The sequence below is a fragment of the Rathayibacter sp. AY1A5 genome (genome assembly GCF_002930875.1).
Classification (GTDB): domain Bacteria; phylum Actinomycetota; class Actinomycetes; order Actinomycetales; family Microbacteriaceae; genus Rathayibacter.
The window spans coordinates 213,122-229,820 of sequence record NZ_PSTM01000002.1 but is presented as its reverse complement, the minus strand read 5'-3'; the positions used below and the strand labels follow the sequence as shown (position 1 = coordinate 229,820).

The following is a 16,699-nucleotide window of genomic DNA, read 5'->3' as shown; positions in this document are numbered from 1 at the left end:
CCCGACCCGAGTAGCTTCCCGTTCAGTACGTCAGCCTCGGAACGACGTGTCGGAGTTCCGATCCAGGAAGCAGTCTTGACCGGTCGACTTTTGGACGCCGCGGGCCGATTATTCCGTCCGGGACCCGGCCGCACGAGCTGGCTGTTGCTCGAGCCAAAAACCGGGTTCGGGATACCTGATGCGCTCGTGATTACCGCATCAGAAAGCGCAGTTAGCGCCCACGTCAGGCGTCAACTGAGGTTGCCCTCAGTAAGCGCTGCAAGGGCACTTACTAATGCGTCCATGGGAACGTCAGGGCTTTCAGAACGTTACGCACGTTCGCTACGGCGAGAACTCCAGGAAGCAGGATGGGACAGCAGGGCAGTCAGGAAGAGCGCCAGCGTCATCCACGACTCTCTGGCGATAGAAGTGAAGTTGCGTGACGCGCGCCGAGCGCTACAGCAGATCAATAAGTTCAGAGTATCTGCCAACAGAACGGCGCTGGTGATGCCAGCGACGACAGCCCGAAACATCTCAACAACTTCACTTCGTCGACTTGGTGCCGGCTTGATCGTGGCGGAGGCTGACTCATTGCAGTGGCACCTGTCTCCGCAACACCAAGTCATAGATTCGTATCGGAAACTGTGGCTCACGGAACTCTTAGTTCGCGGAATCGAAACGAACCGCGCCTACAAGCTTTCAGCTGCCCGGAAAGTTCGGATAGATTCCAAGATTGCCGCAACTCGACTTGAATAACGCCGAGTGAGAGGAATTCCAAGTCGCTCGATCGAGGCAAAAGAACCCTCGGCTTCTAGAAGCGACGATTCTACATAATCCAATTTTTCGCTAACTCCGCCCGCAGAAGCTACGAGGCTCGCCTGTTGCGACAAGGATCGAAGATACTGTAACTGAGCATCAACGACACCCATCTCAGTAAGTGGCTGGGAGCGAATGTACTCCTGATCTTGCGCGGTGAAAACCCTATCTCGCAACTCTGAGCTATAGAGACTATCCGCTTCGACAGCGGCCAGGAGTGGTGACCACAATCGCTGCGCGTAAAAACGCACATTCGGCTGAGCTCCCCCTTTACGTTCCACCGGCTGCCACTTAGAAGGCTTGAATTGACGCAGAGAGTAATTCCAACCAGCAGCAAGAGCCGAGGCTCCAGCCGCGAGGCCGGCTAAACCCTCACCATCCGAGTATCCCCAGCAGACTTCGTAACCATTCAGTTCCGAAAGCACGTAAATCAATCGCAGCAGATTCGCTAGCCTCTCCGACGACCACGGGGCTGGCGGGTAGCCCGCGTCACTCCGCCCCACCAGGACGTAGAAGCCACGAACGTCGAGCGTCGTAGCGACATCCAGCCAAGTGTCCACCTGCCGCCAGGTGTCAAGCGCACCTTCGTCAATCGCGAGCGTGGCAACGGTTTTGTCTCGCCCCCATTCGGATGAAGCCGTGCGCGCAAGTTGAAAAGCTGTGGGAGTCCAAACATCATCGAACGAGGCTTGGAGAACGGTAGGAGCGATTCTGACGCCGTCGGGATTGAGCTTCTCATGCATCGCGCCTACACGAGCAATCTGATCGATAATAGCATCGACGCCCTGCGACCAATGCAGATCGTCAAATTGTATATCGTGAGACTCATGCTTGCGGCCGAGACCACGCGGGGTCGTAGAGTAGACATATGCTTGCGGGTCAATGTAAACCCGAAGGCCTCTTGAACGCGCATCGAGGACTGTTCGCTCGAGTGAGCCATACTCCTCGTCGGCTGGACTGAGAATAACACCTCTCAATGACCCGGAAGAAGCCAGCGTGGAGAGCTTCTGCCCCTTACCATAACCATGCTGCAGGTAAAGGTTCACAATACTCCTAGGATTATTAAGGGCTCATCGGTGGTCCGATAGCGGCGGTTCGGTTTCGGTGCGAGAAGGCGTTTCAGCACGGTCCTCACCTCCGACGAGCACGCCAACTCGTCAACATCGACGCGATCGAAGGTCAGGAGCTTAAGCACGAACTGGTGCTCATCCATGCCGGGCTCGTAAATGGCATGCTTCCCACTGATGGCAGAATAGACGACTAAGCCGACCAGGAAATGATCGGTCCGGAAATCAATGGAAGCATAACGCCGCTCCTCATGTTGCTCAGGCGCTGAATAGACGGTGGTTCTTGGTGATGCGAATCCAGTTTGAGTGATGTCATTCAAATCTAGATGAAGCGAGATACCCGGATCAATAAGGACCGCATTATCCGCGCCGTCATAGACAATATTACCCGGCTTAATGTCGCGGTGCACAATGCGATGAGACCAGAGTTCGTGTACCGCTAGAAGGAGAGAGATCAGAAGTTGTTCCGCCTCGCCGCTGGACAATGATCTGGAAGCCAGCTTCCCTTGAAGCGTGCCCCCGTTATAAAACGGTTCCTCATAGGCGATATAGTAATGGTCGCCAATTTGAACTGCCTGCGGCGGGGAGAGGATTCCTCCAAGATGCGGCGACGCGGCAATCTCCATGGCTCGCAGTTCGCGTAAGAATCGCTCGGGAAGCACTGAATCGTCAACCTCGCTACCCTCAAAATCCGATGGAAGTGGCTCCGTGAGAACCTTCAGGACCGATAGTTGATCGCCGTCGACCTGGTACGCCACCTTGAATGCGCCTCGACCAAGTTGAGGGCGGAGCAACGTCAGGCTCGGGAAGGCAGCGTCTAGTTCCTCGTGCGTGAAAGGCATCGGTCCCAGCCCCATGGATCTCCCTTGACATTTACTCATGTTCAGCGTGTGAGACTGCGCGCGGCGCTGTTGCCCCTCGAACGGGTAATGGCAGGTCTATTCAGGAAACCAGTGAGGTCGGCGCTCACCATCAACACTGACTTGGACCATCATCCTTGCCAACCCCTAACATAGTCATGCGCAATGACCCTCGAGAGACAAAGTTTGCGACTGAGAATCGCTGACTCGCGGGATCTTGGCTCGTCGGAGCCACGGAAACCCTTGCCTAGCTTCTACATGGCGGGGGTTTCTTCGTACCCGGAGCCGTCGCGGCCGCGCGCGCTCCGATCCGCCCTGCACGCTGCGACCCGCCGTGCACGCTGCGATCCCCCGTGCGTCCCGCTGTCCGGGCCCGCGCCGAGCAGCGCGTGCGGCCCGGATCCCGTCCAGGCGGTCTGCGTAGGCTGGCCCGGCCATGCAACCCGACGCCTTCCCGCCGCCCGATCCCGCGACGCTCGCGCCCGACTCCGCTGCGGCGCCCTCGTGGCCGGTCGAGCCCCTCCCCTCGGTCCACGCGCCCTACTCCTCCCTCCTCTACCTGCCCGATCCTCGGGTCCGCTGGGGCCTGCCGACCGCCGTGCTCACGATCGTCGGGATCGTCCTGCCGCTGGCCGTGCTCATCCTGCTGTTCGGGTTCGGCGTGCTCCCCTACTCCGCCGGACTCGCCTTCGCGGAAGCGCTCGCGAGCTATCTCGTCGCGCTGATCGTCCCGTTCGCGGCGTCTCGGCTGCGCGGGCTGGGCACGATGGCGGCCGACTTCGGGCTGCGGTTCCGCTGGATCGACGTGCCCATCGGGATCGGGCTCGGCATCGCGGTGCGCGTCGTGATCCTGTTCGTGCTCGCCGCGTTCGCTCCGCTCCTCCAGGACGCGCAGGGGAACCTCGACATCGACCCCGACCCGCTGTGGTTCGTGCTGAGCTCGGTCCTCATCCCCGTCGTCGTCGCGCCGCTGGTCGAGGAGGTCCTCTGCCGCGGCGTCGTGATGCGCGCGGTGCGGAACCGGATGCTCCGGGGCTCCGCGGAGTCGGCGCCGCCCACCCGCGGCCGGCGGGTCTGGGCGATGGCGTTCAGCATCCTGGCGTCCACGGCGGTCTTCGCCCTGCTGCACGGGCACCAGATGGTGAACCCGGCGACGATCGTGACGCTCGGCGTGACGACGGTCACCGCGGGACTCGCGCACGGCTGGATCGCGACGATCACCGGGCGGCTCGGAGCAGCGATCGTCTCGCACGCGACGCTGAACGGCTCCGCGGTGCTGCTGCTGGCGCTGCTGCCGCTGCTGACTCCGTAGGGGGATCTCGAGACGCCCGTTGCGCGGGCTGCTCGATCGGCAGGAGTCGGGGCGGCCCGATCGGGGGCGTGGGGCGGCGCGTCAGACGTCGTAGGTGCGCGCCCCGGGCAGCGGGCCGCGGACCTGGCGGTGGAGGCGCTCCATGTCGGCGTCGAGGGTGGCGGCGGTGCGGGCCGCGTCGGCGAGGCCGTCGAGGAGCTCCTGCGGGACCTGGCGGTCGTACTTGTAGTAGATCTTGTGCTCCAGGCTCGCCCAGAAGTCCATCGCGATGGTCCGGAACTGCACCTCGACGCAGACGTCGACCGATCCGCCGGAGAGGAACACGGGCACCTCGACGATCGCGTGCAGGCTCTTGTAGCCGTTCTCCTTCGGCTCGGCGATGTAGTCCTTCACCTCGAGCACCGTCACGTCGGACTGCGAGGTGAGCAGGTCGAAGACGCGGTAGACGTCCGAGACGAAGCTGCAGGTGATCCGCACGCCGGCGATGTCGGTGATCGCGTCGGCGATGCCCTCGAAGGTCGTCTCGCAGCCCTTGCGCTCGATCTTCTCGATCAGGCTGTCGGCCGACTTGAGCCGGCTCGTGACGTGCTCGATCGGGTTGTACTCCTGCAGCTCGCGGAACTCCTCCTGCAGGATCGACACCTTCGTGACGATCTCGTCCATCCCGAACTTGTACTGGAGCATGAAGCGCGCGAAGTCGTCGCGCAGAGCGCGGATCTCGGCGACGGTGGTGGCGTCGAGCGCCTCGGCGACGGCGTCCGTCAGCGGAGGGACGGCGTGCGCGGGTTCGGGGATGCGGGATTCCACAGTCGGACACCCTACGCGCGGAGTCGTTCGAGACCGGTGGTAGGCGCCCGGCCTAGCCTGGGAGCGTGATCACCGAGCCCCGCCCGCTGCGCTTCTGCGCGTTCGTCATGAACACCGCCTCCCACATCCAGCACGGCCTCTGGCGCCACCCCGACGCCCGGCAGCACGAGTTCGACGACGTGCAGCTCTGGATCGACCTCGCCCGGACGCTGGAGCGCGGCCGCTTCGACGCGATGTTCTTCGCCGACGTGGCGGGGCTCTACGGTCCGGCGGACGGCGACTGGGACGTCAACGCCCGCGAGGGGCTGCAGCTGCCCAGCAACGACCCGTCGGTGCTGCTCTCGGCCCTGGCGGTGAGCACCGAGCACCTCGGCTTCGCGTTCACGAGCTCGGTGCTGCAGTCGCATCCGTTCGACTTCGCCCGGAAGGTCTCGACCCTCGACCACCTCTCGAAGGGGCGGATCGCCTGGAACATCGTCACCAGCGCCCTCGACGGCGCGGCCCGCAACTTCGGCTACGACCGGCTCGAGGAGCACGACGAGCGCTACGCCTGGGCGCAGGAGTACCTCGACGTGGTCTACAAGCTGTGGGAGGGCTCGTGGGATGACGGCGCGCTCCTGCGCGACAAGAGCGGCTCCTTCGCCGACCCGGCGCGCATCCACCGCATCGACCACGTCGGGAAGCGCTACCGCGTGCAGGGGCCGCACCTCTCGGCTCCGTCGCCCCAGCGCACGCCCGTGCTCTTCCAGGCCGGCTCCTCCCCCGCGGGACGGCGCTTCGCCGCGCGGAACGCGGAGGCGCAGTTCGTGTTCTCGGGGTCGCCGGAGAAGACCCGCGAGCTGATCGAGGACACGCGGGCCCTCGCCGCGGCGGCCGGTCGCGGAGCGGGAGCACCCTCCTTCTACCTGGGGCTCTCCTTCATCACCGGCGACACGGAGGAGGAGGCGCGCCGCGCCGAGCGCGAGATCGACGAGTACCTCTCCTCCGACGCCTTCCTCGTGCACTCGAACCTCGGCTTCGACCCGGCGACGGGCGAGAGGCTCGACCCCGACCTGCCGCTCTCGGCGATCGAGACCTACGCCGGCCAGAGCCACCTGCAGTGGATCCGCGACGCCTCCCCCGACCGCGAGCCGACCGTCCGCGATCTGGCCCGGCTCTCGGCGAAGCTGCGCGGACGGGTCGTCGGCACTCCGGAGCAGATCGCCGACCACCTGGCGGGCTGGCGCGACGCGGGGATCGATGGGATCAACGTCGTCAACTGGATCCTGCCCGGCAGCTACGAGGAGTTCGTCGACAGGGTGATGCCGGTGCTCCAGGAGCGGGGCCTCGCGCAGACCGAGTACGCCGAGGGGACGCTGCGCCGCAAGCTGTTCGGGACGGACGAGCTGCCGGCGACGCACCCGGCGCGGGCGTACCGCGGGGCGTTCGCGGGCTGAGCCGTCGCGGGCCGGGCTCTGCGCGTCCACTGCCCCTGCACCGGCTGCCCGCCCCGCCCCGCGCTCTCCGCCGAGCGGGGGACGCGAGGGCGGGCGCGGCTCCGTTGCGTCGAGGGATGATCCAGACCTGGGGAGTCCTGACCGCGCTGTACGGAGTCGTCGTGACGGCCGTCGCGGTGCTCGCGATCGTGCTGCTGGTGCTGCTGTGCCGCCTGGTGCTCGCCGCGCGCGAGAACCTGCAGGCCTCGACGAGGCTGCGCGAGCTGCAGATCGAGCGGATGCTGCTCGAGGACGAGTAGCGGGCCGCGCGTCGCCGGCCGGGACCAGGTCTCCTCAGCGAGGAGCACTCGCGGCCGACGACGCGGTCCGGTCAGGGCAGAGCGGGTCGCGCCTCCGGGCGGGGCGCCCGCGGGATGAGCAGGCCGAGGGCGACGGCGACCAGCGCTCCGATCGCGCCGATCACGAACGTGGTCTCGAAGCCCTGCGAGCTCGGCAGCTGCACGTCGCCGACGGACACGGTCAGCTGCGCGAGCACGCCCGCGGTCACGGCGGAGGAGAGCGTCGTGCCGAGGGTGCGCATCAGCGAGTTCAGCCCGTTCGCGGCCGCGGTCTCCGAGGCGGGGACGGCGTGCATGATGAGTGTCGGCATCGCGGCGTAGGCGAGGCCCAGGCCGACCCCGATGAGGGCGTTGATCACCAGGATCTGCCACACCTCGCCGCCGAACGGGAGGATCAGCAGGTACGAGACCGCGATCAGCCCGGAGCCGGCGATCAGCACGAGCCGCGGCCCGGACTGCGCCGAGAGGCGGGCGGCGAGGGGGGACGTGGCCATCATCGCCAGGCCCGAGGGCGCGAGCACGAGGCTCGCCACGATCAGGCTCAGGCCGAAGCCGACGCCCGACGCGGCCGGCAGCTCGAGGCGCTGCGGCAGCGTGATCTGGGCGCCGAAGAACGCGAAGCCGACCGCCACCGAGGCGAGGTTGGTGAAGAGCACGGCGGGGCGGGCGGCCACCCGGAGGTCGACGAGCGGGCTCTCCTGCCGCAGCTCGTACCAGCCCCAGAGGAGCAGGACGGCGATGCCGCCGAGGCCGGAGCCGAGGATCGCGGGGCTCGTCCAGCCGGAGTCGTTGCCGCGCGAGACGGCGATCAGCACGCCGCTCAGTCCGAGGGCGAGGCCGATCGTGCCGACCACGTCGAAGGTGCCGGCCGAGCGCAGCGTCGACACCGGCACGACCAGGAGGACGAGGACGATGTCGAGGACGCCGAGGCCTGCGGACATCCAGAACAGGACGTGCCAGTCGGTGTTCTGCGCGATGAGGGCGCTGAGCGGCAGGCCGAGCGCGCCGCCGATGCCGAGGGTCGCGCTGACCAGGGCGATCGCGCCGGGGAGCCGGTCGCGGTGGAGGGTGTCGCGGAGGATCGAGATGCCGAGCGGGATGACGCCCATCACCGCGCCCTGGAGGGCCCGGCCCACGACCAGCGTCCACACGTCGCCCGCGAAGGCGCAGACGATCGAGCCGATCACGAGCACGACCAGCGCGGCCACGGCCATCCGCCGCTTGCCGTAGAGGTCGCCGAGGCGGCCCGAGACCGGGGTGAGGATGCAGGCGCTCAGCAGCGTCGCGGTGATCACCCACGCGGTCTCGGTGCGGTCGGCGCCGAGCAGCGTCGGCAGCTCGGACTGGATCGGGACGACCAGCGTCTGCATGAAGGAGGCGCTCATGCCCGCGAAGGCGAGGACGGCGGTGATGAGGCGCGGGTCCGGCGAGCGGGTCAGGGAGCGTCTGTCGGAGTCGGGCACGGCGGTCCTTCGTGTCGGCGGCGGACGCGCACCCGGACCGCGGCGGCGGGCGGGCCGTCGTCGGCGGGATCGTATCGCTCGGCTCTGCTTTCGACCGGCTCGGGGCTCAACAGCGCGGGCCGCCGCTTTGTTCCCTCCTCCTCCTTCCCGCGCGCGTCGGGCAGGACGAGGATGGGCGGATGATCGACATCGAGAGCTGGATCACCGGCTACGAGAAGGCCTGGGCCACGGACGACGCGGCCGACGTGGCCGCACTGTTCACCGAGGACGCCGAGTACTTCACGGCGCCGCACCGCGACGCGATCACTCCGCGCGACGCGATCGTCGAGTGGTGGCTGGCGGAGGAGGAGCCCGCCGACCCGACGTTCGCGTGGGGCCTGGTCGCGCTGACGGAGGAGACCGCCGTGGTGGAGGGGCGCACCGTCTACCCGGGCGACCGCACCTACCTGAACCTCTGGGTCATCCGCTTCGCCCCCGACGGGCGGGCGCGCTCGTTCACCGAGTGGTACATGGAGGAGCCGGCCGACTCCGTGTCCTGACCCGCGCGGGTCCCCAGGGAGCGGCGAGGAGTCCTCAGCGGCGCCCGGTCAGAGCTGCGCGGCCGCGAAGGTGTCGCAGCTGGTGGCGTCGCCCTCGAAGCCGGCCTGGAACCAGCGCTGCCGCTGCTCGGCCGAGCCGTGCGTCCATCCCTCCGGATCGACGGTGCCGGTGGCCTGCTCCTGGATGCGGTCGTCGCCGACGGCGGCCGCGGCGCCGAGCGCGTCCTGGTACTCCTGCGCCGTCACCGGCTTGAGGTAGGGCGTGCCGGTCTCGTCGGGCACCGTCGAGGCGTCGCCCACCCAGGCTCCGGCGAAGCAGTCGGCCTGCAGCTCGAGGCGCACCGAGTCCGACTCGGGGCCGGTGCCGGAGCGGTCCGCCGACTCCATCGCGCCGGTCAGGTTCTGGATGTGGTGGCCCCACTCGTGGGCGAGGATGTACATCTGCGCGAGCGATCCGCCCGAGGTGTCGAACCGGGTGCGCAGCTCGTCGAAGAAGTCGGTGTCGAGGTAGATCGTCCGATCCGGCGGGCAGTAGAACGGGCCGACCGCGGCGGTCGCGCTCCCGCAGCCGGTGGTGGTGCTGTCCTCGAACAGGTCGACGCCGGTCGGGGTCGTGTAGGCGACTCCGAGAGTCGGAGTCTGCTCGCCCCAGTAGCGGTCGAGCGACTCGGCCGCACCCTCGAGGCGGCAGTCGACCTGCGTGTTCGCGTCGGCGCCGCTGTCGCAGGCCACCGCGGTGGAGGTGACGCCCTCCGGCGAGGACCCGCCTCCGCCGAACACCTCGCCGAGGCCCGAGAGGTTCACGCCGAGCAGCTGCGAGAGCAGCGCGAGCACGACCACGCCCACCGCGCCCCCGCCGACGGCGATGCCGGTGGTGCGGCCGCGGCGGCGGACCTTGCCGCCGCTGAGCTGGGAGTCGTCGTTGAAGGTCATGCCGACGAAGCTAGCGCTCCGCGGACGGGCTCCGCTCGGGCTTGCGGTCAGCCCCAGCGCGACTCGCTGGCCGAGCGGATGATCTCGAGCAGCGCCTCGCGCAGGGGGCCGTGCTCGAGCGAGCCCGGGAACATGTCGACCTCGAGGCGGTGCGCCCGGCGCCAGGCCTCGCCGCCCGCGTCGGTGAGCGCGACGAGCTGCCGGCGGCGGTCCGACGGATCCGTGGTGCGCGAGACGTGGCCCTCGCGCTCGAGGCGCTCGATGGTGCGCGACATGGTCTGCACCTCGACGTGGGCCGCGGCGGCCAGCTCCTTCTGCGCGACGGGGCCCGCCTGCAGGAGGTGCAGCACGATCAGGCCGGCGTGGGTGAGGCCGATCTCGGCGAGGGCGCCGTGCCAGGCGTGCTCGACCATCCGGGAGGCGGTGGAGAGCAGCCGGCCGGTGGGCCAGTCCTCCATCCCGGAGGCGTCGTCCGCGCGCATCTGATCAGGGTAGACCCGCTCCCGGGACACGACGGCACCGGGCGCGGGACGCTCAGGCACGGGCGCCCGGGCATCCCGGCCGCGAGGCGCGGACCGCCCCGCGCGTCAGGACGCGAAGCGGTCCGTCGCCTCGATCAGCGCGTCGAGGATCCCCGGCTCGTCGAAGGCGTGGCCCGCGTCGGCGATCATCCGGAAGTCGGCCTCGGGCCAGGCCCGGTGCAGGTCCCAGGCGGTGAAGGCCGGGGTGCACATGTCGTAGCGGCCCTGCACGATGACGGCCGGGATGTCGCGGAGGACACCGGCGTCGCGGATCAGCTGCCCCTCCTCCAGCCAGCCCCTGTGCACGAAGAAGTGGTTCTCGATGCGGGCGAAGGCGAGCGCGAAGACGGGATCGGACCAGTCCGCGATCAGCTCCGGCTTCTGCACGAGGGTGATGGTCGACGCCTCCCAGGTGGTCCAGGCGACGCCGGCGGGGCCGTGCACGGCGGGGTCCGCGTCGTGGAGCAGGCGGTAGTACGCCTCGATGAGGCTGCCCCGCTCGCCGGCCGGGACGACGGAGGTGTAGCCCTCCCAGAGGTCCGGGTAGACCGCGGCGGCGCCGCCCTCGTAGAACCACTCGAGCTCGGCGCGGCGGAGGGTGAAGATCCCGCGGAGGACGATCTCGCTGACCCGCTCGGGGTGGGTCTCGGCGTAGGCGAGGGCGAGGGTCGAGCCCCAGGAGCCGCCGAGCACGAGCCAGCGCTCGACCCCGAGGTACTCGCGGAGGCGCTCGATGTCGGCGACCAGGTACCAGGTGGTGTTGGTCGAGAGGTCGGCCTCCGGCTCGCCGGCGTGCGGGGTGGAGCGGCCGCACATCCGCTGGTCGAACAGCACGATGCGGTACTTCTCGGGGTCGAACAGCCGCCGGTGGGCGGGCGAGGTGCCGGCGCCGGGGCCGCCGTGCAGGAACACGACGGGCTTGCCCTCGGGGTTGCCCGAGACCTCCCAATACAGCGAGTGGCCGTCGCCGACGTCGAGCATGCCGGAGTCGTGGGGCTCGATCTCGGGGTACAGAGTGCGCATGGCCCGCACCCTACCGACTGTCAGGGTCGCGGTCCGCGAGGCGGGCGGCCCGGCCCCGGAGTGGGCGGGAGCGCCCGCGTCCACCCGGCGCACCCGCCTCCCGCGGTCGTTACTGTGGATCGGACCTGCACGCCCCCGTCGAAGGAGCCCCCATGCCCACCACTGTGCGCGGCGTCATCGCCCGGTCGAAGGGCGCTCCCGTGGAGCTCGTCGACATCGTCGTCCCCGATCCGGGCCCGGGCGAGGCCGTGGTCGACATCGAGACCTGCGGTGTCTGCCACACCGACTTCCACTACCGCGAGGGCGGGATCAGCGACGACTTCCCCTTCCTCCTCGGTCACGAGGCGGCCGGACGGGTCAGCGCGATCGGAGAGGGAGTCACCCATGTCGCGGTCGGCGACTTCGTGGTCCTCAACTGGCGCGCGGTCTGCGGCGAGTGCCGGGCCTGCACCCGGGCCGAGCCCTGGTACTGCTTCGACACCTTCAACGCGACGCAGCGGATGACCCTGGAGGACGGCACCGAGCTCAGCCCCGCCCTCGGGATCGGCGCCTTCGCCGAGAAGACCCTCGTGCACGCGAAGCAGTGCACGAAGGTCGATCCGGAGGCGGACCCCGCCGCGGTGGGCCTGCTCGGCTGCGGGATCATGGCCGGCCTCGGCGCGGCGATGAACACCGGGAACGTGACGCGCGGCGACTCCGTCGCGGTCATCGGCTGCGGAGGAGTCGGCACGGCCGCCGTGGTCGGCGCCGCTCTCGCGGGCGCCGGCACGGTCATCGCGATCGACCGGGACCCCAAGAAGCTGGTCGCGGCCGAGAAGCTCGGCGCCACGCACGTCATCGACTCCAGCGGCCTCGACGAGGCGGGCGTCGTCGCGGCGGTGCAGGCCCTGACGAACGGCTTCGGAGCGGACGTCGTCATCGACGCCGTGGGCCGCCCCGAGACCTGGCGCCAGGCGTTCTACGCCCGCGACCTCGCCGGGACCGTGGTGCTGGTCGGGGTGCCGACTCCCGAGATGACGCTCGAGATCCCCCTGCTCGACGTCTTCGGCCGCGGCGGCTCGCTGAAGTCGAGCTGGTACGGCGACTGCCTGCCGGAGAGGGACTTCCCGATGCTGACCGGCCTCTACCTCCAGGGCCGCCTGCCCCTGGACGAGTTCGTGAGCGAGCGGATCGGGATCGAGGACATCGAGGAGGCCTTCGCCACGATGGCCGGCGGCGACGTGCTCCGCTCGGTGGTGGTGCTCTGATGGGCGCGCGGATCGAGCAGCTCGTCACGAGCGGCACCTTCAGCCTCGACGGCGGCACCTGGGACGTCGACAACAACGTGTGGATCGTCGGCGACGACTCCGAGTGCGTCGTCATCGACGCGGCCCACGACGCGGACGCGATCCTCGCGGCCGTCGGCGAGCGCCGGCTCCTCGCCGTGCTGCTGACCCACGGGCACGACGACCACCTCGACGCGGTCGAGGGAGTCCGCGCTGCGACCGGCGCCCCGGTGCTGCTCCACGAGGCCGACCGGATGCTGTGGGACGCCGTGCACCCCGGCACGGCCCCGAGCGGCGCCCTGGTCGACGGGCGGATCGTGCCCGTCGCCGGCGTCGAGCTCGAGGTGCGGCACACCCCGGGCCACACCCCCGGCGCCGTCTGCTTCGTCGCCGAGGCGCTCGGCACGGTGTTCACCGGCGACACCCTCTTCCAGGGCGGGCCGGGGGCCACCGGCCGCTCGTACAGCGACTTCCCGACGATCATCGACTCGATCACGGAGCGCCTGCTGACGCTGCCCGCCGAGACGGTGGTCCGGACCGGCCACGGCGACTCGACCACGATCGGAGCGGAGGCGCCGCACCGCGAGGAGTGGATCGCGCGCGGGCACTGACCGGGCGGGGCGGGGGCAGAGGCTGCCGGCCCTCCCGCTTCGGCGTTCTGCTCGCCCGGATGTCCGACGGGTGTGGGAGTTTCGCAACCGATGGTCGTGCTCCCTTGTTACCGTGAACAATCGCCGGTACCGTGCGAAGACCATACCGCTGGCGGGATCCCCCGTCCGCCCACCGGTTCGCTGCAGAACCCGAGAGGACACGTCGACGATGACGTCACGACCCCCGGGCGGAGGCAGGCCCTCGCGCCTGCTCGCCGCCACCCTCGCCGCATCCGCGACGATCGCCCTCGCCGCCGGCGCCGCCGTGCCGGTCGCCGTCGCCGCGACAGCGGCGACCACTCCCGCGCAGAGCCTGCTCGCGGACTTCACCTTCGACACCGCCCCGAGTGGAGGCGCCTTCACCGACAGGTCGACCCGCGCCGCCGTGAAGGGCACGCCGACCCTCGTCGCCGGCCGCACCGGGCAGGGCAGCGCCGTCTCGCTGTCGTCCTTGTTCTGGCTCGACCTCACTGCGACCGACGGGCAGCCGCTGCTGAAGGGTCGCGACTCCGTCACTCTGTCGTACGACTCCAAGCCCGCCGCCGCGGACAACGTCGGCTGGTCGGTCTTCGCCGCTCGCTCGGCCGCGACCCAGGACTACGCCCAGGAGAAGTACGTCGGCGTCCTCGACAGGACGAACGGCATCACCGTCGAGCGGTACGCCAACAGCGGCGCCCGCGACTCCTCGGGCAACCTCACCGGCCCGAGCAGCACGGAGTGGAAGCACGTCGATCTCGTGCTGAGCGCCGGCACCGCCCGCCTCTACGTCGACGCGAAGCCCGTCGCCGTCACGACGGCCGGCCCCTCCCTCGCGACGGTCCTCGGATCGACCGGCGGAGTCCTTCAGGTCGGCAAGGCCAACTGGGGCGGCGGGGAGTACTTCGCCGGACTCCTCGACAATCTGCGCGTTTACGACCGCGCCCTGACCGGGGCCGAGCTGGGCGCGACGAGCAGCACCGTGGCAACCGACCTGCGCGCCGCCCTCGACGTCCCCACGACCGTGCTCGGCGACCTGCCCGCGCAGGTCCTCGGGAACACCGTGACGTGGACCGCCTCCGGCGCCGGCGCCGCGCGCGTCTCCTCCACCGGCGCCGTGAACCTCTCGGGCCTCACCGCTCCCGTCGCCGTCCGCCTCCAGGCAGCCGTCGCCGGGCAGACCTACGCGTGGGACAGCACCCTCGCCGTGCCCGGCGGGCGCATCGCCACCTCCGTCAAGACCGTCACCACGACGAACGGAGTGAAGGACGACCCGCTGGCGTACAACGACGACCGCCGCGCGGACTCGCTCTTCACGGCCGCACTGCCCGCCGGCGCGACCACCTGGGAGCCGCTGAACCGCTCGCAGTCGATCCTCTCCGTCCTCAAGGACGGCGATCAGGCGCAGCGCCCGAACGCCCAGATGGGCTCGCCGCTGCTGTTCCGCTCGAAGGACGGCTCGCTCGGCGCGGTCTCGTCGCAGAACAACGCCACGGACTCCGTCTACCTCTGGAGCTCCGCCGACGGCCGCACGTTCCGCGACCAGCGCGTCCTCCGGGTCGCGCCGGGCTCGGTCGTGACCGACCCGCGGATCGTCTTCGACTCCGCCCTCGGCGTCTACAAGCTGTTCTGGACCGATCTGCTCACCACCGAGGGCCGCGTGACGCTGTTCACGGACCTCGCCTCCGGCACCGCTCCCGGAGCGACCACCCGCGCCGACGCCCGCGTCCCCGGTGTCCAGGGCTCGGGTCTCCCCGCCGGGTTCACCCAGGGCCAGGCCGGCGAGACGGCGCTGACCTCGACCGAGTTCAGCACGTTCTACCGCGAATACGTCGACCTGAAGAACACCGGTGTGAAGTCGCTCAGCGGCTCCGTCGACTCCGGCGCCGGATCCGCTGCGATCGCCGCAGCGCTCCCGGGGCAGGCCGTGATGGAGTACAACGACGGCTCGACCAAGTCGCTCAACGTCGACTGGCAGGACGATCTGACCACCGCCGTCGACACCTCGCGTCCCGGGACCTACCGGGTCACCGGCTCCGTCCAGCAGGACCCCGAGGCGATGGTCAACGAGGCCCGCGCGGATCCGCACGTCTTCTTCAACGAGGACGACGGCTACTACTACCTCACGGGCTCGCACTACGGTCAGGACTCGCTCGGCCCGATCGAGGAGAGCTCCAGCTACCGCAAGATCGGGCTCAAGCGCTCGAAGACCATCGCCGGTCTCGACTCCGCTCCCGAGCAGATCGTGATCGACCCCGACGCCGGCACGCCCGGTCGCCAGAGCCAGTACCCGAACACCTTCTACGGCTGGGGCGGATACATCTGGGCGCAGGAGTTCCACAAGATCAACGGCACCTGGTGGATCGTCGCCGGCATGAACAAGGGCTACGCGCCCGTGGGCGGCTGGTGCGACAACACCGTCCTGATCCCCTACACCGGGACCGACGCCTCGATCGCCGAGGGCGGATTCCTCGACCAGACGAAGTGGGGCGAGCCGGTCGTCCTCGAGGGCGCGGCCTTCGACGTCAGCTACATCGACCGCCAGGAGAACGGCGCCACCCAGGGCTACTGGGTCCTGCCCAACGGCAACACGCTCTCCCTCGCCAAGGCGACGATGGGGCCCAAGGGCACCGTCCCGCTGGTGACCGGTGCGGTCACCCGCATCTACGGCGAGAGCCAGCCGTGGGAGTCGGGCAAGCGCTCGCCGACCCCGTCCGACACCACCGAGGGCAACGACCAGGGCGTCGTCGAGGCACCGTTCATCGTGTCCAAGGGGGGACGCATGTACCTCACCTACTCGGGCGGAACGGTCGACAAGTACTACTCGCTCGGCCTGCTCACGGCCGACGCGAGTGCCGACCTCCTCAACCCCGCGACGTGGACGCAGACCGCGTTCCCCGTGCTGGACACCGAGGACACCTACCTGGGCCGCCTCGGCGCGGACGAGACGCAGTACTTCTCGCGCCAGCAGGCCGGCACCGGGCACAACTCGTTCGTCGAGGACGAGTCGGGCAACCTGCTCCTCGCCTACCACGCCCGCCCCTACCCGGACCCGCACACGGCGACCGATCCGCAGAACGCGGGCGGCCTGTTCGATTCGGACCGCAACACCTGGTTCAAGGGCGTGAACATCCGCGCGAGCGGCCGGCTCGACCTCTCGCTCTCGAAGGAGCAGGAGGTGGCCTCGGCCAACCGCACCGTCACGGCGACGATCACCGTGAAGGCGCCGGCTGTGCCCGTCACCGCCACTGCAGCGGCTCGCTGCGTCGCGGGCAAGGTGGTGGTCACGCTGACCACTGTCAACAAGGCCGCGTCGACCGCCGACCTCCGCTGGAACACCCTGTGGGGCGCGAAGACGCAGCAGATCGATGCGGGCCGGACCGCCTCGCTGGCCGTGACCACGCGGGCCGCCTCGGTCGCCGCCGGCACCGTCCAGGGGGTCGCCACCGTCGGCAGCGCCTCCGCTCCGGTGAGCGCCGCCTACCCGGCGCTCCGCTGCGGCTGACCTGACCGGGTCCTCCGACCGACGACGCCCGGCCGCCTCTCACCTGAGGGCGGCCGGGCGTCGTCGTTCCGGTCTGCGGTGATGTGCCGGGCGACCGGGTCGCGACCCTCGATGATCTCGGCGGTGCAGCCGGCATCGCGGGAGAAGACCCACCGGATGACGCGGCCGCGTCGGACGACCGGACCGTTGCGATCCACGAACGACTCCCC

At 69.4% G+C, this 16,699-nt stretch carries 14 protein-coding genes; 7 read left to right on the top strand and 7 right to left on the bottom strand.

Features of this window, described 5'->3' with window-relative positions:
• Positions 1-668 precede the first annotated feature (668 nt).
• Together C5B98_RS16575 and C5B98_RS02275 are read right to left on the bottom strand one after the other, a co-directional pair.
• Entirely contained in the window at positions 669-1,841 is a 1,173-nt protein-coding gene (locus C5B98_RS16575) for a hypothetical protein (protein WP_146076872.1), read from the bottom strand.
• The gene (locus C5B98_RS02275) at positions 1,838-2,719 is read right to left on the bottom strand and encodes a protein kinase (protein ID WP_181065437.1); all 882 of its coding nucleotides are present in this window, start codon (positions 2,717-2,719) and stop codon (positions 1,838-1,840) included. Before C5B98_RS02275 ends, C5B98_RS16575 begins: the two co-directional genes overlap by 4 nt.
• Positions 2,720-3,158: 439 nt before the next feature.
• On the opposite strand from C5B98_RS02275, the gene C5B98_RS02270 reads away from it, so the two are divergent.
• On the top strand, positions 3,159-4,034 hold the full coding sequence (locus C5B98_RS02270; protein WP_104327238.1) for a CPBP family intramembrane glutamic endopeptidase: 876 nt from the start codon (positions 3,159-3,161) through the stop codon (positions 4,032-4,034).
• 81 nt (positions 4,035-4,115) lie between these two features.
• Here C5B98_RS02270 and C5B98_RS02265 read toward each other — a convergent pair whose 3' ends face one another.
• Entirely contained in the window at positions 4,116-4,718 is a 603-nt protein-coding gene (locus tag C5B98_RS02265; protein ID WP_104234325.1) for a GTP pyrophosphokinase family protein, read from the bottom strand.
• 230 nt (positions 4,719-4,948) lie between these two features.
• Here C5B98_RS02265 and C5B98_RS02260 point away from each other — a divergent pair, with 230 nt between their 5' ends.
• Both C5B98_RS02260 and C5B98_RS02255 read left to right on the top strand, forming a co-directional pair.
• Positions 4,949-6,277 (top strand): NtaA/DmoA family FMN-dependent monooxygenase, encoded by a 1,329-nt coding sequence (locus C5B98_RS02260; protein ID WP_374953044.1) that lies wholly within the window; start codon positions 4,949-4,951, stop codon positions 6,275-6,277.
• Between the two features lie 116 nt (positions 6,278-6,393).
• Positions 6,394-6,576, top strand: coding sequence for a hypothetical protein (locus C5B98_RS02255; protein ID WP_104224402.1), 183 nt, complete (start codon positions 6,394-6,396; stop codon positions 6,574-6,576).
• Between the two features lie 71 nt (positions 6,577-6,647).
• Here C5B98_RS02255 and C5B98_RS02250 read toward each other — a convergent pair whose 3' ends face one another.
• Entirely contained in the window at positions 6,648-8,078 is a 1,431-nt protein-coding gene (locus C5B98_RS02250; protein WP_258063415.1) for an MFS transporter, read from the bottom strand.
• 179 nt (positions 8,079-8,257) lie between these two features.
• Here C5B98_RS02250 and C5B98_RS02245 point away from each other — a divergent pair, with 179 nt between their 5' ends.
• Positions 8,258-8,617 (top strand): nuclear transport factor 2 family protein, encoded by a 360-nt coding sequence (locus C5B98_RS02245; RefSeq protein ID WP_104224401.1) that lies wholly within the window; start codon positions 8,258-8,260, stop codon positions 8,615-8,617.
• 48 nt (positions 8,618-8,665) lie between these two features.
• Here C5B98_RS02245 and C5B98_RS02240 read toward each other — a convergent pair whose 3' ends face one another.
• From C5B98_RS02240 to pip, 3 genes are all read right to left on the bottom strand, one after another.
• Positions 8,666-9,550, bottom strand: a complete 885-nt coding sequence (locus tag C5B98_RS02240; protein ID WP_104224400.1) for a neutral zinc metallopeptidase — start codon at positions 9,548-9,550, stop codon at positions 8,666-8,668.
• 47 nt (positions 9,551-9,597) lie between these two features.
• On the bottom strand, positions 9,598-10,032 hold the full coding sequence (locus C5B98_RS02235) for a MarR family winged helix-turn-helix transcriptional regulator (RefSeq protein WP_104224399.1): 435 nt from the start codon (positions 10,030-10,032) through the stop codon (positions 9,598-9,600).
• A 105-nt stretch (positions 10,033-10,137) separates the two neighbouring features.
• The gene (gene pip, locus C5B98_RS02230; RefSeq protein ID WP_104327237.1) at positions 10,138-11,094 is read right to left on the bottom strand and encodes a prolyl aminopeptidase; all 957 of its coding nucleotides are present in this window, start codon (positions 11,092-11,094) and stop codon (positions 10,138-10,140) included.
• A gap of 152 nt (positions 11,095-11,246) precedes the next feature.
• Between pip and C5B98_RS02225 the strand changes: the two genes are divergently transcribed.
• The 3 genes from C5B98_RS02225 to C5B98_RS02215 all read left to right on the top strand — a co-directional run bounded on the left by C5B98_RS02225 (position 11,247) and on the right by C5B98_RS02215 (position 16,490).
• Entirely contained in the window at positions 11,247-12,341 is a 1,095-nt protein-coding gene (locus tag C5B98_RS02225) for an S-(hydroxymethyl)mycothiol dehydrogenase (RefSeq protein WP_104226021.1), read from the top strand.
• Entirely contained in the window at positions 12,341-12,970 is a 630-nt protein-coding gene (locus tag C5B98_RS02220; protein WP_104247850.1) for an MBL fold metallo-hydrolase, read from the top strand. The genes C5B98_RS02225 and C5B98_RS02220 overlap by 1 nt, the downstream gene beginning before the upstream one ends.
• A 208-nt stretch (positions 12,971-13,178) precedes the next feature.
• Positions 13,179-16,490 (top strand): family 43 glycosylhydrolase, encoded by a 3,312-nt coding sequence (locus C5B98_RS02215; RefSeq protein WP_104327236.1) that lies wholly within the window; start codon positions 13,179-13,181, stop codon positions 16,488-16,490.
• Positions 16,491-16,699 lie beyond the last annotated feature (209 nt).